We start from the raw sequence: 15,853 nt of genomic DNA on the forward strand, positions 1-15,853 counted from the left end.
GTTTCAGGCTGGTCTGTTCCGCCGGGCGGTGATGCCTGGCGTGGTCAAGAACAGAAAAAGGACAATAGAACCCTCTCTTTGAGTCGGAGGTTTGCTGGGGGGAGTGTTGGTCATCTATCAAGCAAATGCCAACTCCCTGTCAGATTATTCATTGAACGGGATTTCATCTGTGGCAGCATCCCGACCAAAGTCGGGCACTTCATACAGAAGGCTCGGGTAAAAGTGACATCTGTGTATTTTCAGGGGCGTTGGGTCGTGCAATCCTTCTTGACCTTACTGTTTTGTTGGCCGAATTCCGTGACCTCATTTGAACCCGCAACCTCCAGAATCATTCGTATTGCCGCTGCCGTAGTGATTGGCCTCGATGGGCGGACCCTGCTGGTGCGCAAGCGCGGCACCCAGGCCTTTATGCAACCCGGCGGCAAGATCGATGCCGGTGAGCAGCCGGTCGACGCCCTGGCCCGTGAGCTGGAAGAGGAGCTGGCTTTGGTGATCGACCCGGCCAGCGCGACCTGGCTGGGCCATTTCGCTGCCCCTGCGGTCAACGAACCGGGTTTTGAGGTACAGGCCGAGCTGTTCCTGGTGCATATCAGTCAGCCCGTGGTGGCAGCGGCAGAAATTGAAGAAGTGCAGTGGATCGACCCCGAGGGCGATGGCGGCCTGGTACTGGCGCCGTTGACCCGGGATCTGGTCCTGCCGTTTTATCGCAATGCCTTGCAGTCCCGGACGGCCTGATGATTCCAGCCCATGAATTGCTGATTTTTGCTGCGGCCTGCCTGCTGTTGGTGCTGACGCCAGGGCCGAACATGATCTACCTGATCTCGCGCTCCATCTGCCAGGGGCGCAAGGCAGGCGTCACATCGTTGCTCGGGGTGGTGGCGGGTTTTTTCGTGCACATGTTTGCCGCCGCTGCGGGTTTGACGGCGGTATTTATGGCTGTACCGATGGCCTATGAGGCACTCAAGTGGGCGGGCGCCCTGTATCTGCTGTGGATGGCCTGGCAAGCTGTACGCCCGGGTGCCAGCTCACCGTTCGAAGCCCGGGACCTGGCGCCGGATGCCATGCCGAAGCTACTGACGATGGGCTTTATGACCAGCGTACTCAACCCCAAGGTGGCGGTGTTCTATTTGTCGGTTTTCCCGCAATTCATCAACCCGGAACACGGTTCGATGTTCACTCAGAGTATTGTATTGGGCCTGACTCAAATCAGCGTCAGCTTCACGGTTAACCTGCTGATCGCGCTGTTTGCCAGCGGTATTGCCGTGTGGTTTGTACGCAACCCGCTATGGCTGGCCGTGCAGCGCTATGTGATGGGCGGTGTGCTGGCCGCACTGGCGGTGAGGCTGATGCTGGAACAACGTAAAACCGTATGACCTGGACCCGTAATGGCTATAGAACTGCTTGAACCCGCAAACGCCAAGGCTTATCGCCAACTGATGCTTGAGGCTTATGCGCAGCACCCCGAGGCTTTTGTATCCTCCATAACCCAACGTGAGAAGTTACCGCTGAGCTGGTGGGAAGCAAAACTGGACGATGAACTGAGCGCCCTGTTCGGTGCATTTGTCGATTCCCGACTGGTGGGCATTGTCGGCCTGGCATTCGAACCCTGGGAAGATGCCCGGCACAAGACCACGTTGTTTGGTTTGTATGTGTCGCAGGCTTTTCGTGGGCAAGGGCTGGGGGAGCATCTGGTGCAGGCGGTGGTTTCACTGGCTGAGCAAGAGCCCGAAACCAAGGTGATCGAACTGACGGTCAGCGCTAACAGCGATGCTGCACTGGCGTTGTACCAGCGCTGCGGTTTTGCACAGTCTGGGCTGGAAGACTGCGCAATTCGGGTGGGGGAGGCCTATTACGACCGGGTACATATGCGCCGGTTGGTCAATATAGAAGAGAACTGACCGGGCTCTGGGTGGGAGCGGGCAAGCCCGCTCCCAAACTGCCTTGCCGTTGTCAGCGAACCGCACTCACGCCATCCAGCGTCGAAAATGACGTGTCCTTGGCTGTCAGCAAAAAGTCGCGCATATAAGGTGCATCCAGCATGTCGGCGCGAATCGCGGCGTAGAGTGTCGCAAACAGGCCTTTCTCGCCCAGGCGTTTGGCCTTCACATAACCCCGTGAGCTGTATTCATGCAGCGCCCAGTGCGGCATCCCGCAGACTCCCCGGCCGCTGGCTACCAGCTGCATCATCATCACTGTCAGCTCCGAGGTGCGAACCTGCGCAGGTTCTACATCGGCCGGCTCCAGGAAGCGGGTAAAGATGTCGAGGCGATCGCGCTCCACCGGGTAAGTGATCAGAATTTCGCTGCTCAAATCCTCAGGCACGATAAATGGCTTGCTGGCCAATGGATGCTGATTGGCCACTGCTAGCATGGCTTCATAGGTAAATAGCGGCACATAGGTCAGCCCGGCGATTTCCTGCGGGTCGGACGTGACCACCAGATCCAGATCGCCCCGGGCCAGTGCCGGCAATGGTGCGAAGGCAAAACCGGATGCCAGATCCAGCTCGACCTCGGGCCAGGCATCGCGGAACTGGTCAATGGTCGGCATCAACCACTGGAAGCAGCTGTGGCATTCAATCGCCATATGCAGACGACCGGCCGTTCCGCCAACCAGACGTGCGATATCGCGCTCGGCACCGCGCAGCAGGGGCAGCATGGCATCGGCCAGTTGCAGCAGGCGCAAGCCGCCGCTGGTGAAGCGAACCGGTTTGGTTTTGCGCACAAAGAGGGGCATGCCCATGCGCTCTTCAAGCTCTTTGAACTGGTGGGATAAAGCGGACTGGGTCAGGTGCAGGCGTTCGGCTGCTTCGACCAGACTGTCTGACTCGCGCAACGCGTGCAGGGTTTTGAGGTGACGAATTTCCAGCACAGTGGCTCCATGAGTAACTTTGATGATCAACACGAAAACGTTGAGTTTGTCTCATGTTGTAGCGGGTGTCGATAATAGTGCCATTACTTACACGAAGGAATGTTGTTATGGCCCTGGCACACAATCTTGGTTTCCCCCGCATCGGCGCAGACCGCGAGCTGAAAAAAGCACTCGAAGCCTATTGGAAGGGTGATATTGACCAGGCCGCGCTGAAAGACGTTGGCCGCCAATTGCGTGCCACCCACTGGCAGTTGCAAAAAGACGCAGGCATCGATTTGTTGCCGGTCGGTGACTTTGCCTGGTACGACCAGGTGCTGACCCACTCATTGACGTTCGGCGTGATCCCCCCGCGTTTTTCCAGCACCCTGGACGAGCAGCGCCAGCCAACCCTGGATACCCTGTTTGGCATGGCTCGCGGTGCCAGTCAGAGCTGCTGCGGTGCTGAGCACGGCAAAGGCCAGTATGCCCAGGAACTGACCAAATGGTTCGATACCAACTACCACTATCTGGTACCGGAATTCAGTCAGGACCAGCGCTTTGATCTGAGCTGGAACGAGCTGTTTGAAGAAACGGCAGAAGCACAGGCGCTGGGCCATAAGGTCAAACCCGTGATCATTGGCCCGTTGACCTACTTGTGGCTGGGCAAGGCCAAAGGCAACGAATTCAACAAGCTCGACCTGCTGGAAAACCTGCTGCCGGTTTACGCTCAAATCCTGTCCCGCCTGGCTGAGCAGGGCGTGGAATGGGTACAGATCGACGAGCCGATCCTGTCGCTCGACCTGCCACAGGAATGGAAAAACGCCTTTGAACGCGCGTATCACATTCTTCAATACTCGCCACTCAAGAAGCTGGTTGCCACCTACTTCAGCGGCCTGGAAGACAACCTCGGCCTGGCGGTCGGCCTGCCGGTGGATGGCCTGCACGTGGATCTGGTGCGTGCTCCCGACCAGTTGCATGCCATTCTGGACCGTCTGCCGACTTACAAAGTGTTGTCCCTGGGCCTGGTCAATGGCCGCAACGTGTGGCGCTGCGATCTGGAAAACGCCCTGGCGCAACTGCAGGAAGCCGAAGAGCGTTTTGGCGATAACCTGTGGGTAGCCGGTTCCTGCTCGCTGTTGCACAGCCCGGTGGATCTGGACCGCGAAACCAAACTGGATGCCGAACTGAAAAGCTGGTTGGCCTTCGCCAAGCAAAAGTGCGCTGAAATTGCAGTGCTGCGTGATGCGCTGAATATCCCGCAAGACCCCAAGGTACAAGAAGCCCTGGCCCAAAGTCGCGCCTTACAACAAAGCCGGGCCAGCTCGCCACGTATTCACAAGGCCGCCGTACAAGCCCGTATTGCAGCGATCACCGACGCCGACAGCCAGCGCCAGTCACCCTTTGCTGCACGGATCGAAGTGCAGCGTGCCCGCTTGAATCTGCCGGCATTCCCGACCACCACCATCGGCTCGTTCCCGCAGACTGCTTCGATTCGTCTGGCGCGTCAGTCTTACAAACAAGGCAAGTTGTCGACCAGCGAATACACCGACGCGATGCACAGCGAAATCCGCAACGCTGTACTGGTCCAGGAACGTTTGGGTCTGGACGTACTGGTACACGGCGAGGCCGAGCGCAATGACATGGTCGAGTATTTCGCCGAGCAACTGGACGGCTATGTGTTCACCCAATACGGCTGGGTACAGAGCTACGGTTCACGTTGCGTAAAACCGGCCATCATCTTCGGCGACCTGAGCCGCCCGCAGGCCATGACCGTTGAGTGGATCAAATACGCTCAGGGCCTGACCGACAAGGTGATGAAAGGCATGCTGACAGGCCCGGTGACCATGCTGATGTGGTCCTTCCCCCGCGAAGACGTATCGCGCAAAGTACAGGCGCAACAACTGGCTCTGGCGATCCGCGATGAAGTGGTGGATCTGGAACAGGCAGGGATCAAAATCGTGCAGATCGACGAAGCCGCGTTCCGTGAAGGTTTGCCGTTGCGCCGTGCACAGTGGCAGGAATACCTGGACTGGGCGGTGGAAGCCTTCCGTCTGTGTGCCTCGGGTGTGGGGGATGAAACCCAGATCCACACCCATATGTGCTACAGCGAGTTCAATGATGTGATCAAGTCGATTGCCGCGATGGACGCGGACGTGATCACCATCGAAACCTCGCGCTCGGACATGGAACTGCTTGATGCATTTGAAGCGTTCGACTATCCGAACGACATCGGCCCGGGTGTGTATGACATCCACTCGCCACGGGTGCCGGAAACGGCCGAGATGATCAAGTTACTGAGCAAGGCAGCGCAGCGTATTCCCGCTGAGCGGCTATGGGTCAACCCCGACTGCGGCCTTAAAACCCGGGCCTGGGCCGAGACTGAAGCGGCACTGATCAACATGGTGGCGGCAGCACGGCAACTACGCTTGCAAGCCGCTTGAGATCAATAGCCCCTCTCCCTCCGGGTGAGGGGCTTTGAGGTGTTACCTGACAATTTTATCGACATGAATATCCAGCTTTTTCAGGCGGTACCAGAAGCTGCGCTCGGATATGCCGATTAACTGCGCCGCCGCAGCCTGTACGCCATTGGCCTGTTGCAGGGCACTTAGAATGTAGGCTTTTTCGACTTCGGCCAAGGCGGCTTCCAGGTCGGGGGGCACGCTCGGTCCGGGGGCAAGCAAGGCACTGCTCTGGCCGGGTTGGGCACTGAACAGGTAGGGCGGCAGGTCACTGTCCTGGATAGTGCTGCTATTGGCCACAATGGTGGCGCGCTCCACGCAGTTTTGCAGTTCGCGAATATTGCCCGGCCAACTGTACTGGGCCATCGCCTGCAAGGCGCTGGGGCTGAAACCGGTGATGCGTTTGCCTGCGGTAGCACCCAGGTTATGGGCAAAGTGCCGCGCCAGCGAGGCGATGTCTTCAACGCGTTCGCGCAACGCGGGCAACGGAATCGGGAAGACGTTCAGGCGGTAATACAAGTCTTCGCGAAACTCCTTGTTGGCTACGGCTTGCAGCAGGTTTTTGTTGGTCGCGGCGATGACCCGCACATCCACCTTGCGCTCTCGCGGATCCCCCACTGGCTCGATCACCCGTTCTTGCAGCGCCCGCAGGATTTTTGCCTGCAAGGCCAGGGGCATATCGCCCACTTCATCGAGAAACAGGGTGCCCTTGTCGGCCTGCATAAAGCGCCCGACCCTGTCTGCTACGGCGCCGGTAAACGCGCCTTTGCGGTGGCCGAACATCTCGCTTTCAAGCAGCCCCTCAGGAATCGCCGCACAGTTGACCGCGACAAAGGGTTTGTCGGCGCGGCTGCCGTGTTTGTGGATGGCGCGGGCGACCATCTCTTTGCCGGTACCGCTTTCGCCAGTCAGCAGGATCGTGGCGTTGCTCTCGCGTACCGAGTCGATGGCCTGCAGCACCCGGCGAAAGCTTGGGCTGTCGCCAATCAGGCTGTCGATGTGCTGGTGCTCGTCCAGCTCGGCGCGCATGCGCGCGTTGTCGCGCAAAATGTCGCGAAACTGCAGGGCTTTGCTGACCGTAATATCCAGCTCGTCGATATCAAAGGGCTTGGCGATGTAATCGTAGGCGCCGTTACGTATGGACTGTACGGCGTTTTTTACCGTGCTGTAGGCAGTCATTACAATCACTGGCAGGTTCGGGTAACGCTGTTTGATCTCGGCCAGTAACTGCGGGCCGTCCATGCCGGGCATGCGCCAGTCGCTGATCACCAGGTCGATATCTTCCTGCTCCAGAACTTCAAGTGCCTGCAGGCCGTTGCTGGCAGTGAAGACCTGAATCCGGTTCTGGCTCAGTGCCGAGCTGAGCAAGTCGCAGAGTTTGGGCTCATCGTCGACCACCAGCACGTTATGACTCATGTTTCATCCCCTCCGTGGGCCGGAATGTACAGGTTGAAGGTGGCTCCGACGTCTTTCTCGCTGATGCATTCGATGCGTCCGTCGTGGCTGTCCATGATGGAGAACACTTTGGCCAGGCCCAGCCCCGTGCCTGAGGCTTTGGTCGTCACAAAGGGCGTGAAAATACGCTCAAGCATATCGGGTGCGATTCCTTCTCCGGTATCAGCAATGCCTATTACTGTGTAGTCCTCTTCGCGGGAAATGCGTACGGTCAGGCATCCGCCCTCAGGCATGGCGTCGATGGCGTTGATGATCAGGTTCAGGCACGCCTGTTTGAGTTGTCCGGCATCGGCGTACAGGGTCGCACCGGGCGCCTGATCGTCGATGTGGGCATCAATAGTGTGGCTTTCCAGCTCCGGTTCGCAGAAACCCAGAATGTCTTCGACCAGAGGCCGCGCCAGCTGCGGCGCACGCACGGGGGCGCTGGGCTTGGCGAATTCGAGAAACTCGGTGATCAGGTCATTGATGCGGGTCACTTCGCTGACCACATACTCCAGATGGCGCTTGTCGGTTTCACCCAGATCGGCCCGGCGGTGCAACAGTTGGGTCGCGGTTTTGATAATGCCCAGCGGATTGCGGATTTCGTGGGCCAGGCCCATGGCCACCTCGCCCAGGGCATGCAGGCGGTCGCGGCGACGCAATTGGGCTTCGAGATGATGCAGCTCGCCCAGTCGTGCGGTCATATGGTTGAAGGTGCTGCTCAGCTCGGCCAGTTCGTCGTTGCCCGACACCGCCACGCGTTGGTTGTAGTCCCCGGCAGTGACGGCGCGTACCCCTTCGGAGAGGTCGCGCAACGGCCGGGTAAGGCGTTCGGAAACCAGCCAGCCGACGGTCAGCGACAGTACCGAGCCGACCAGGAAGATCAACGCGAACAGGTTGCTCTGGTTGACCAGCCCCACCAGGCTGCTATGGCGCAGCAGGCCACTGTAGATCACCCCTTGCAGCTCACCGGTGTCGTTGAGGATGGGCCAGTACAAGCCGCTGTAGCGGCTGGTGAATTGTTCGCTGGGCTGACGGGTTTCCCGCAGGGTTTGTTCGATGGCGCCGGGCACCATCAGCTGGCGGTCTTCGAAACGCTGGCTGGAGAATATCTCGGCAAAGCCTGCCGTATTGGACAGGTACAAACGCAAGTCGAGGGAGTGCACGTCGGCCACGCTGGTCAGAAAGCTGCTGTCCATATAGGTAGCCACCAGCAGCTGATAGTTCACTCCATCCTGGCTGGTGGCAAAGGTCGAGACTACGGTGCCGGTTGGCACACCGCCGACATTGATAGTTTGCAGTACAGCGTTGGGGCTCAGGCTGATCTGGTCGACAATGGTGTCGCTGGCGGTACTGAAAATCACTTTGTGGTCGCTGTCACGGATCAGCGCGACCACGTCTATGCCCATGGCTTCGGCGATATCGGCAGTCAGCCGGTCATGGCGGATGGCCTTGCTGGAGGACGGCGGGTGGGCGTGTTGCAGAAGCAGCTTGGCGGCGCGGGCGTTGTCCGCGAGGATTTCGCTGATCTCGTCCTTGACGATTTTGGTCGACTCCTGCAGCCAGACCCGTACGTTACTGTCGAAAATCTGCGACAGGGTGGTCGCTGCCAGTTCGGCAGCAATCATGGTCGGGATCACGCTGACCAGCCAGAACGCCAGCACCAGTTTGCGCTGTACGGTCCAGCGCGACACTTTGAAGGGTTGTGGCTGGCGCGGTGTTTTGGGCGTGGTGGGCATTAGTACTCGCTTATCGCAGCCGCCAGTGCCGGGTCGTGGCGGTCAGGGCGAATGAACAGTTTGACCAGTTTGAGTGCGTTATTGATCAGCCAGTTGCGATGCCGGAAAAACAGCGTATTGCTTTGAAAGGTGCAGCCCAGACGAATCTTGCTCGCGTAGCCGGCCTGACCGCATTCGTACAGGGCAATATTGTGACGTATGCAGTAATCGACATTCACCAGCCAACTCCTGAAGTACAGATTGTAGTCACGGGTGAGCTCAAGGTCGTGACCAAAAAACTTGTCGATCAGACGGTGTTCGTCAATCAACACCAGATTGAACGCCACCAGTTGATCGTCGAGCCAGTACAAAACGCACACTGCCCGGTCGCCGAGTTGTTGGAGGATACCGGTGAAATAGGTCGCTGGTAAGCGCTCCAGTTGCAGATCACTGCGCGCCAGGCTGGCCTCGTACAGGCGCATGATTTCAGGCAAGACGTCGTCAATTGCGTTGCGCCATTCCACCCGTGGGCCAGGCGTACGCAGTTTGCGGCGCATGTCTTTGCGGGTGGACTTGCCCAGCGAGCCAAGGTAGCCGTCCACTGACCCAAAGGGCACGGGCAGCGTCGCACTGGGCAAGCCGGGCATGGCCTGAAAGTCCGCCGCCTTGCAACTGTGCGCCCAGTCAGCGTCATGGCTGGGGACGTCCTTGACGGCAATCAGGCCGATACCCAGGCGGGCCGCATCGGTCTGGGCCAGGGTCAGCAACCGGGCGAGCAGGGCAGGGCGCTGCGCCGCCTGTACATGACTGGCCGTTCCCGCACTGCATTGTTCGGTCACCGGTGAGCCGATGGCGTAAAGCTTTAGCTGCACCAACCCCGGGAGTGCGCGATTGAGTTTTTCGGTAAAGCGTTTGCCGATGCCCTGGACCGTGGTGTCGAGGCGATAGCACGTGGTGAACGCAGTCGCTGCGGCAATCAGGGTGGAACCTTCGAACAGCGTCAGGTAACGCCATGCAAAGCCTTCAATCCCGGCTTTTTCGACGGCCATAATGTAATCCCAATCCTCCAGGGCATCTGGAAAACAGTCATTCCAGGCTTCACGGTCGATTGCCTGAATGGATGAAAAGGCTTGGGCTGTAATCATGGGGCGTCCTTGGGCTCAGGCCTGCTTGAGGTACTCGACAGGGACCGGTGCCGTGCGGCTGTTTTTCTTGATAAAGGCGTCACTCAGTTCGATCACGCGGCGGTATTGCAGGTCGACGGTGATCATGTGATAGCAGTTGTCGAGCAGCACCTTGGTCACCGGCCCGCCCAGATGGCGTTCGACGTAATCGGCGTTCCAGCGGCTGGTGATATCGTCTTCAATGGAGTGCAGCACCAGAGCTTTGGTGGTGATCGAAGGCATGCGTTTTTTCACCACGGCATTCATCCGGTGCAGTTCACGCACGGTGATCCCTTCCATCGTCAACAACCCGGCATTGCTGCTCTCGCCGGCTTTCATCTGGCGCTCGACAATGGCCCTCAGGCGCTGGTTTTTAATACCGTAGGGCGGCTTTTCCTCAAAGCTGCACAGGTGCACACCAAAGGGGATCTTCATCAGCAGCGGGGTCATAAAGGCCAGCTTGTTGATGCTCCAGCCGTCATAGCGCAAGGTCGTGGAGTACATCAACAGCCCGGCGACCTGGCCCGGGTGTTCGGAGGCCAGGTACATCGACATTACCGCACCCATCGACAGCCCGCCGACGAACACCTGCTGGTGGCGCTGGCGGATCCCGGCAAAGGTCTTGCGCACGCCTTCATACCAGTCCAGCCAGCCGGTGGCCTGCAGGTCGCTGTTGTCACCGCAGTGCCCGGCCAGGGTGGGGACGTACACCGTGCACGTCCCGTCTTTTGCCAGCCCCTGGGCAACCCGACGCAACTCCGTCGGGGTGCCGGTAAGGCCGTGGATCAACAAGACCCCGACCTCACCCGTGCCGAGAACGAAACCGGTGTTGCCTTCGCCCAGATCGATCTCTGCCCCGTTCACCGTTTCATGGCCCGAGCCAGCAGGCGATCGAGCAGGGCGATGCCCAGGTCGATTTCGGCGTAGCTGATTTCCAGCGACGGCGCCAGGGTGATAACGTTCTTGTAGTAGCCGCCCACGTCGAGAATCAGACCCAGACGTTTGCCGTCGATTTCGATATCCCCCTTGATGCCTTCCTCAACCATGAAGTCGAGAGTGGCCTTGTCCGGGGTAAAACCGTCCGGGCCGCAGATTTCGCAGCGCAGGGCCAGGCCCAGGCCATCGACGTCACCGATGATCGGGTAGCGTTTTTGCAGATCTTGCAGGCCGTCGAGGAAGTACTTGCCCTTGGCCATGACCATCGCGCCATAGTCGACTTCGCTGGTCATCTTGAACATTTCCAGGCCCACCGCAGTACCCAGCGGGTTGGAGGCGAAGGTGGAGTGGGTCGAGCCCGGCGGGAATACCTTGGGGTTGATCAGCTCTTCACGGGCCCAGATGCCGCCCAGCGGGTTGAGGCCGTTGGTCAGTGCCTTGCCGAACACGATGACGTCGGGTTTGACGTCGAAGTGTTCGATCGACCACAGCTTGCCAGTGCGCCAAAAGCCCATCTGGATTTCGTCAACCACCATGAGAATGCCGTGCTGATCCAGTACGTGCTTGAGCTCGCTGTAGAAGTTCATCGGCGGGATTACATAGCCGCCGGTGCCCTGGATCGGCTCGACGTAGAACGCGGCATATTCGCTCTGGCCGACTTTCGGGTCCCACACGCCGTTGTATTCGGTCTCGAAAAGACGGGCGAACTGTTGCACGCAGTGGCTGCCGTACTCTTCCTTGGTCATGCCTTTTGGCCCGCGGAAGTGGTACGGGAACGGGATGAAGTTGGCGCGTTCGCCAAAGTGGCCGTAACGGCGACGGTAGCGGTAGCTCGAGGTGATCGATGAGGCGCCCAGGGTGCGGCCGTGGTAACCGCCCTCGAAGGCGAACATCAGGCTTTTGCCGTTGCTGGCGTTACGCACCACCTTCAGCGAGTCTTCGATGGATTGCGAGCCGCCGACGTTGAAGTGCACACGACCGTCGAGGCCGAACTTGTTTTTGGCGTCGACTGCAATGCGCTCCGACAGCTCGATCTTGCCCTTGTGCAGATACTGGCTGGCGATCTGCGGCAGGGTGTCGATCTGTTGCTTGAGGGCGTTGTTCAGGCGCGGGTTGGAATAACCGAAGTTGACTGCCGAGTACCACATTTGCAGGTCGAGGTAGGCCTGGTCTTCGGTGTCCCACACGTAGGAGCCTTCGCAGCGGCTAAAAATGCGCGGTGGTTCGATGTAGTGAACGGTGTCGCCGTACGAGCAGTACTTGGCTTCTTTTTCCAGAAGAATCTGGTCTTCAGGGGTAGCGATTCGAATATCAGACATGATTGAAGAGTTCCTGCTGTTCACGAGAATAGTGGGGCGCGTTGGCGGCATGGCTCGGCAGTTTGGCGAGCAGGGCCGGGAGTTCGGCAAAGGAGTCAAATTGTGCGTACGGGATACCGTTGCGCTCGCAGTGTTCGGCCAGGCCGTCCCTGGCAAAGACGAAATCGGCGCCAGAGGCCACGCACATGTCGGAGCGGCCATCGCCAATCACCAGCACGCGTTTGCCGTCGGGGGCGGATTTGCACTTGCAGTTGCCCGAGGCGGCACGGCAGGCGTCGCTGGAATAAGGGAAGTCGATGCGCCAGCTGTTCTGGTCGACCTGACGCAGGCGGTTGGCCAGGATCGGCAACAGGCTTACGTAGTTACGGGCCAGAATGCGGGCGATGGCTTGTTCGATGCCGTCACTGACGACCTCGATGGAGGCGCCAAGACCGATGACGTGGTCGACGAAGTCGGGGAAGTCAGGGTCAATCTCAACGCTGTCGAAATAGGCCAGCAGCTCGGCAGGCGTGGCTTTGACCAGCGACAGCTGGCGGCTCAGGCATTCACGCGAACCGATGTCACCCTGCAACCATTGGTCTTCGATCGCTTCCCAGCTGGGGTCGGCGAAACGTTGAAGAATGTTGTCGATGACGTCGGTACGGGTAATGGTCCCGTCGAAATCACACACGATATGCCATTGCATCATCTGCATTGTCCTGTCGAAAAGGCGCGCTTTTTGCGCTTGCCAGAGGACATAGCATTGACTGTGCCAACTATTGAAAGCCCCGTGGGCTGGGGGTTTGCGCGGATTTGACGGTGACTTTCGGGTTTGGAACTACAATTTTTGTAGCTTGCTACAAACAACATGAGTGCTTGCGCAGGCCGCGCTAAAAAGGGATTGATGCGCGCATAGAACCTCTATGGAACCCTCGTGATGAAAACTCCGGTCTGTGCTTTTTTGCTGCTCACTTTGTTGGGCGTCAGCGCGGCTGCCCATGCCGCAGACGGCCCCAGTGGGGAAGTGGGCATGGGGATTGGCTATCAGCCGTATGATCCAAGCGCCAGCCGCTACCAGACAGTGCCATTGCCGTATTTTGATGTGGACTGGGGCGATGTCAGCCTCAATACCGATGACGGCCTGACCTGGAGTGCTTTCAAGGCCAACGGCTGGAGCGCCGGGCCCTTGCTCAATTATGTGCCGGGGCGCAATGCCAATGGTTCGCTGCGGGGCCTGCGCGATGTTTCAGACATGGCCATGTTCGGCGGCTTTGTGCAGTACAGCCCGGCTGACTTCTGGCGTGTCTACGCACAGCTCGGGCAGGCGGTGGGTGGTGCAGGCGGTCAAGGCGGGGTGCTGGGTCAGGTCGGGGGCGAGTTGGGTTACCCGCTGGGGCTGGGGATTATCGGCAGCAGCCAGTTGGCGGTGCACTTTGCTGATGGTCGGCAGATGTCGACCTTTTTTGGCGTAAGTGACAGCGAGGCGCAGGCGTCAGGGATTTCCGCGTACAAGGCCAGTGGCGGCCTCCAGAATGTTACCTTGACCCAGAATTTCGAGTTTCCGCTGACCGCGAACTGGTCGCTGGTGACCAGTGCCAGCTGGACACGCCTGCTGAGGGCGGCGGCGGACAGCAGCATCGTACGCGAGCAGGGCAATGTGAATCAGGGCGCGGTGCAGACGGCGGTAAGTTACAAATTCTGAAGCGGCCCTCTCAACCCTCTCCCGGAAAGAGAGGGTTGGGCTAAGGGAAAGCAGGCAGTGACTCAATGTTCCGGTTCACCATCGGCCAGCAGCGCAATCCCGCCGACAATCACCGCCACGCCTGCCCAGTGCAGTGCGCTGATTTGCTCGCCAAGGCCCAGCCAGGAGCCCATCAGCACCCCGACAAATACCAGTGAACTCAAGGGAAACGCCAGCGACAGGCTGCTGCGGCGCAATATCAGCATCCAGACAAAAAACGCGCCGAAATAACAGGCAATGGCCACCCATACTCCCGGGTTGAGCAGCACGGCCTGGAGCCACTGCAGGGTGAAGTCCATCTGTCCCAATTGATCGCCACCGATTTTGGTGGCTATTTGCCCTGCGCTCTCGAGAGCAATCAACAAGGCCCACAGCACAATCGTGCCCAAACGCCCGTGCAGCCAGCCGTTATCCGGGGCTTTTAACCCGTCAGTGTTTGCCATTGCTCAACTCCTCAAGCTGCGGTGATGCAGACCAGCATCACTCCAAGGGTAATAACCAGGGTGCCCATCCAGCGCCGACGGCTGACGTGTTCGCCCAGGAACACCTTGCCGGCGAATACCACACCGCAATACGCCAGCGCAGCGGCCGGGAATAGCAAGCTCAAGGGTGCCCTCGACAGGGCCTCCAGCCAGACGAAGAACTCAATCACGTAAGCGCCGACCCCAGCCCACAGCATCGGTGCACTAAATACCTGACCCCAGAAGGCATTCAGGCGAAAACCACCCTCCAGTTCCGGCAAGCGGTCCAGGCCGATTTTGAAACACAGCTGGCCGATAACATCGAGCACAATGGAAAACGCCACCAGCGCAATTACGATCAAGGACATGGGAACAGCTCCTCGAATAAATGGATCAGCGCTTCATTGGTGGTTGAGTTGCGCAGCAGATCGCTTTCACTCCAGCGCCCAGGTGCTGGCTGGTCCGATCGGGCCTCCCAGCGTTTGAGCACATTGCGGTGCGCAGCCTTGGCAAACTCACCGCAAACATCAATACCCAATACCCGCTTGCTGGTGGCCAGGGCACGAAGGGCGTGAAGCAAGTGGGTCAGGCGCATACCACCCTGATCCCAGTTGGTGGCGGCGTCTTCGCTGGCGAGTACGTCTTTGTCCACGGTTATCCAGATCGCTTCGGTAGGCAGACTGCGGATCAACTCGTCGAGAAAGGTCGGCCAGTCCTGATCGGCGAGGTTGCGCCAGTGCAACAGGTTCTCGTGCTGCTCGTGCCCTGCGCCGTCGCCGATTCGGCCCCAGACCTTGGTGGGGGCATGCTGCCAGGGGAATAGTTGCAAATCGCCACGGCACAGGGCTCCGAGATTTGCGCCCTTGAACTGCGGGTTTTGCAGGTCGTCACTGCAGGGGCCGAGGGTGACTATGCGTTTGATGTTCGGCAGCTTCAAGGCGCGGTTGACCCACGAACCGCAATGGCGGCGGGGGGCAAAGCGTACCCAGTCAGGATGGTTGTCGAAGTGGATCAGGGTGATCGGTTCGGGCAAGTCCGCGAGCAAGGCCGGGGTCAGGTGGTGATAGTCGCCGGAGCCTATAAAAAAGATTTCTGGCCGCTGCGTGGAGCGTTTCGGCCGTTGTTGCAGGCGTTCAGCGAAGCGCCGGTAATTGCGTTCGGTGGACCACAGACGCAGTTGCGGCCCCAGTTCCAGCAAGTCCATGCGTGTGGCACGACCGTCGGTCAGACGTTGCTTAATCGGTGCTTGTGAGGTCAGGCTGTGATCAAGATCGAGAATATTCAAAGTGTGATTTACCCCATGTCATCGCCGCCGATCCAAGCAGGGCGGGCTTTATGGGGTAAATGCAAGGGGCGGGCCAAACAACTTGGCCAGTGGGGGCCGGGGTTGCCAGCGAGGTTGTCACTGCTGTTTATCTGGCAAACCGCGTCATGTGTATTGCGAGCAAGCCCGCTCCCATCGTTTCAGTGCAGGCGTACCCAAACGCTGACCAACACGGTCGCGGCCATCAGCCAGGCTACGGCGGCCAGCGCCAGCGAGGCTTCAAGGCGCATGCGATCGACCAGCACGTACAGGGCAGCGAGGTACACGAAGTAAGGAATGATCGACCACATGCCGAACACAATGGTGGTTTTCAGGTCGTCCACCGAGCGGCCTTTGCCGACGATGTAGTGGGCGATAAGGGCAAATGTTGGAAACAGCGGCACAAGCCCTGCGATGTAGTAGTTTTTGGTTTTGGCCAGCATGGCCAGAATGATCACCACTCCAGCGCCCAGTGCAGCTTTGAGAATCAGAT

The 15,853-nt window shown here is 59.1% G+C and carries 16 protein-coding genes; 5 read left to right on the forward strand and 11 right to left on the reverse strand.

Annotation, left to right across the window (positions count from 1 at the left end):
* Nucleotides 1-297: 297 nt before the first annotated feature.
* The 3 genes from V6L81_RS08340 to V6L81_RS08350 are packed head-to-tail and all read left to right on the forward strand — an operon-like array spanning nt 298 to nt 1,898.
* The gene (locus V6L81_RS08340) at nt 298-735 is read left to right on the forward strand and encodes an NUDIX domain-containing protein (RefSeq protein ID WP_095001627.1); all 438 of its coding nucleotides are present in this window, start codon (nt 298-300) and stop codon (nt 733-735) included.
* Nucleotides 735-1,373, forward strand: coding sequence for a LysE family translocator (locus V6L81_RS08345; protein WP_095001425.1), 639 nt, complete (start codon nt 735-737; stop codon nt 1,371-1,373). The genes V6L81_RS08340 and V6L81_RS08345 overlap by 1 nt, the downstream gene beginning before the upstream one ends.
* A 12-nt stretch (nt 1,374-1,385) precedes the next feature.
* Complete coding sequence (locus V6L81_RS08350; RefSeq protein WP_095026427.1) at nt 1,386-1,898, forward strand: GNAT family N-acetyltransferase; 513 nt, start codon at nt 1,386-1,388, stop codon at nt 1,896-1,898.
* A 52-nt stretch (nt 1,899-1,950) separates the two neighbouring features.
* Here the strand turns inward: V6L81_RS08350 and metR are convergent, their stop codons facing one another.
* Nucleotides 1,951-2,868 carry a transcriptional regulator MetR gene (gene metR / locus V6L81_RS08355; protein WP_095001423.1) on the reverse strand — a complete coding sequence of 306 codons (918 nt, stop codon included), beginning with the start codon at nt 2,866-2,868 and terminating at the stop codon, nt 1,951-1,953.
* Nucleotides 2,869-2,975: 107 nt separating this feature from the next.
* Between metR and metE the strand changes: the two genes are divergently transcribed.
* Entirely contained in the window at nt 2,976-5,288 is a 2,313-nt protein-coding gene (gene metE / locus V6L81_RS08360) for a 5-methyltetrahydropteroyltriglutamate--homocysteine S-methyltransferase (protein WP_338660613.1), read from the forward strand.
* Between the two features lie 42 nt (nt 5,289-5,330).
* On the opposite strand, the gene V6L81_RS08365 is transcribed toward metE, so the two are convergent.
* From V6L81_RS08365 to V6L81_RS08390, 6 genes are read right to left on the reverse strand one after another with little or no spacing between them, the layout of a single operon-like run.
* Entirely contained in the window at nt 5,331-6,722 is a 1,392-nt protein-coding gene (locus V6L81_RS08365) for a sigma-54 dependent transcriptional regulator (protein WP_338660614.1), read from the reverse strand.
* Complete coding sequence (locus V6L81_RS08370) at nt 6,719-8,479, reverse strand: ATP-binding protein (RefSeq protein WP_338660615.1); 1,761 nt, start codon at nt 8,477-8,479, stop codon at nt 6,719-6,721. Before V6L81_RS08370 ends, V6L81_RS08365 begins: the two co-directional genes overlap by 4 nt.
* On the reverse strand, nt 8,479-9,603 hold the full coding sequence (locus tag V6L81_RS08375) for a GNAT family N-acetyltransferase (RefSeq protein ID WP_095026430.1): 1,125 nt from the start codon (nt 9,601-9,603) through the stop codon (nt 8,479-8,481). The genes V6L81_RS08370 and V6L81_RS08375 overlap by 1 nt, the downstream gene beginning before the upstream one ends.
* Before the next feature lie 15 nt (nt 9,604-9,618).
* On the reverse strand, nt 9,619-10,485 hold the full coding sequence (locus V6L81_RS08380; RefSeq protein ID WP_095001418.1) for a carboxylesterase: 867 nt from the start codon (nt 10,483-10,485) through the stop codon (nt 9,619-9,621).
* Complete coding sequence (locus V6L81_RS08385; RefSeq protein ID WP_338660616.1) at nt 10,482-11,876, reverse strand: aminotransferase class III-fold pyridoxal phosphate-dependent enzyme; 1,395 nt, start codon at nt 11,874-11,876, stop codon at nt 10,482-10,484. The genes V6L81_RS08380 and V6L81_RS08385 overlap by 4 nt, the downstream gene beginning before the upstream one ends.
* Entirely contained in the window at nt 11,869-12,564 is a 696-nt protein-coding gene (locus V6L81_RS08390) for an MtnX-like HAD-IB family phosphatase (protein WP_095001416.1), read from the reverse strand. Before V6L81_RS08390 ends, V6L81_RS08385 begins: the two co-directional genes overlap by 8 nt.
* Before the next feature lie 228 nt (nt 12,565-12,792).
* Between V6L81_RS08390 and V6L81_RS08395 the strand changes: the two genes are divergently transcribed.
* Complete coding sequence (locus V6L81_RS08395; RefSeq protein WP_240882035.1) at nt 12,793-13,557, forward strand: MipA/OmpV family protein; 765 nt, start codon at nt 12,793-12,795, stop codon at nt 13,555-13,557.
* Nucleotides 13,558-13,619: 62 nt separating this feature from the next.
* Here V6L81_RS08395 and V6L81_RS08400 read toward each other — a convergent pair whose 3' ends face one another.
* The 4 genes from V6L81_RS08400 to V6L81_RS08415 all read right to left on the reverse strand — a co-directional run bounded on the left by V6L81_RS08400 (nt 13,620) and on the right by V6L81_RS08415 (nt 15,848).
* Complete coding sequence (locus V6L81_RS08400) at nt 13,620-14,039, reverse strand: transporter (protein ID WP_095001414.1); 420 nt, start codon at nt 14,037-14,039, stop codon at nt 13,620-13,622.
* 11 nt (nt 14,040-14,050) lie between these two features.
* Nucleotides 14,051-14,425 (reverse strand): EamA family transporter, encoded by a 375-nt coding sequence (locus V6L81_RS08405; protein WP_095001413.1) that lies wholly within the window; start codon nt 14,423-14,425, stop codon nt 14,051-14,053.
* A complete protein-coding gene (locus V6L81_RS08410; RefSeq protein WP_240882033.1) occupies nt 14,416-15,342 on the reverse strand; it encodes an arginase in 927 nt (308 codons plus the stop codon). Before V6L81_RS08410 ends, V6L81_RS08405 begins: the two co-directional genes overlap by 10 nt.
* Before the next feature lie 179 nt (nt 15,343-15,521).
* Nucleotides 15,522-15,848, reverse strand: a complete 327-nt coding sequence (locus tag V6L81_RS08415) for a GlpM family protein (RefSeq protein WP_169844883.1) — start codon at nt 15,846-15,848, stop codon at nt 15,522-15,524.
* Between the last annotated feature and the right edge of the window lie 5 nt (nt 15,849-15,853).

It is taken from the genome of Pseudomonas bubulae (assembly GCF_037023725.1).
Lineage (GTDB): Bacteria > Pseudomonadota > Gammaproteobacteria > Pseudomonadales > Pseudomonadaceae > Aquipseudomonas > Aquipseudomonas bubulae.

Coding starts and splice junctions, on each gene's coding strand:
- V6L81_RS08365 (WP_338660614.1), bottom strand. CDS start 6,722: ATGAGTCATAACGTGCTGGTGGTCGACGATGAGCCCAAACTCTGCGAC.
- V6L81_RS08400 (WP_095001414.1), bottom strand. CDS start 14,039: ATGGCAAACACTGACGGGTTAAAAGCCCCGGATAACGGCTGGCTGCAC.
- V6L81_RS08405 (WP_095001413.1), bottom strand. CDS start 14,425: ATGTCCTTGATCGTAATTGCGCTGGTGGCGTTTTCCATTGTGCTCGAT.
- V6L81_RS08350 (WP_095026427.1), top strand. CDS start 1,386: ATGGCTATAGAACTGCTTGAACCCGCAAACGCCAAGGCTTATCGCCAA.
- V6L81_RS08395 (WP_240882035.1), top strand. CDS start 12,793: ATGAAAACTCCGGTCTGTGCTTTTTTGCTGCTCACTTTGTTGGGCGTC.
- V6L81_RS08345 (WP_095001425.1), top strand. CDS start 735: ATGATTCCAGCCCATGAATTGCTGATTTTTGCTGCGGCCTGCCTGCTG.
- V6L81_RS08370 (WP_338660615.1), bottom strand. CDS start 8,479: ATGCCCACCACGCCCAAAACACCGCGCCAGCCACAACCCTTCAAAGTG.
- V6L81_RS08390 (WP_095001416.1), bottom strand. CDS start 12,564: ATGATGCAATGGCATATCGTGTGTGATTTCGACGGGACCATTACCCGT.
- V6L81_RS08375 (WP_095026430.1), bottom strand. CDS start 9,603: ATGATTACAGCCCAAGCCTTTTCATCCATTCAGGCAATCGACCGTGAA.
- V6L81_RS08385 (WP_338660616.1), bottom strand. CDS start 11,876: ATGTCTGATATTCGAATCGCTACCCCTGAAGACCAGATTCTTCTGGAA.
- metE (WP_338660613.1), top strand. CDS start 2,976: ATGGCCCTGGCACACAATCTTGGTTTCCCCCGCATCGGCGCAGACCGC.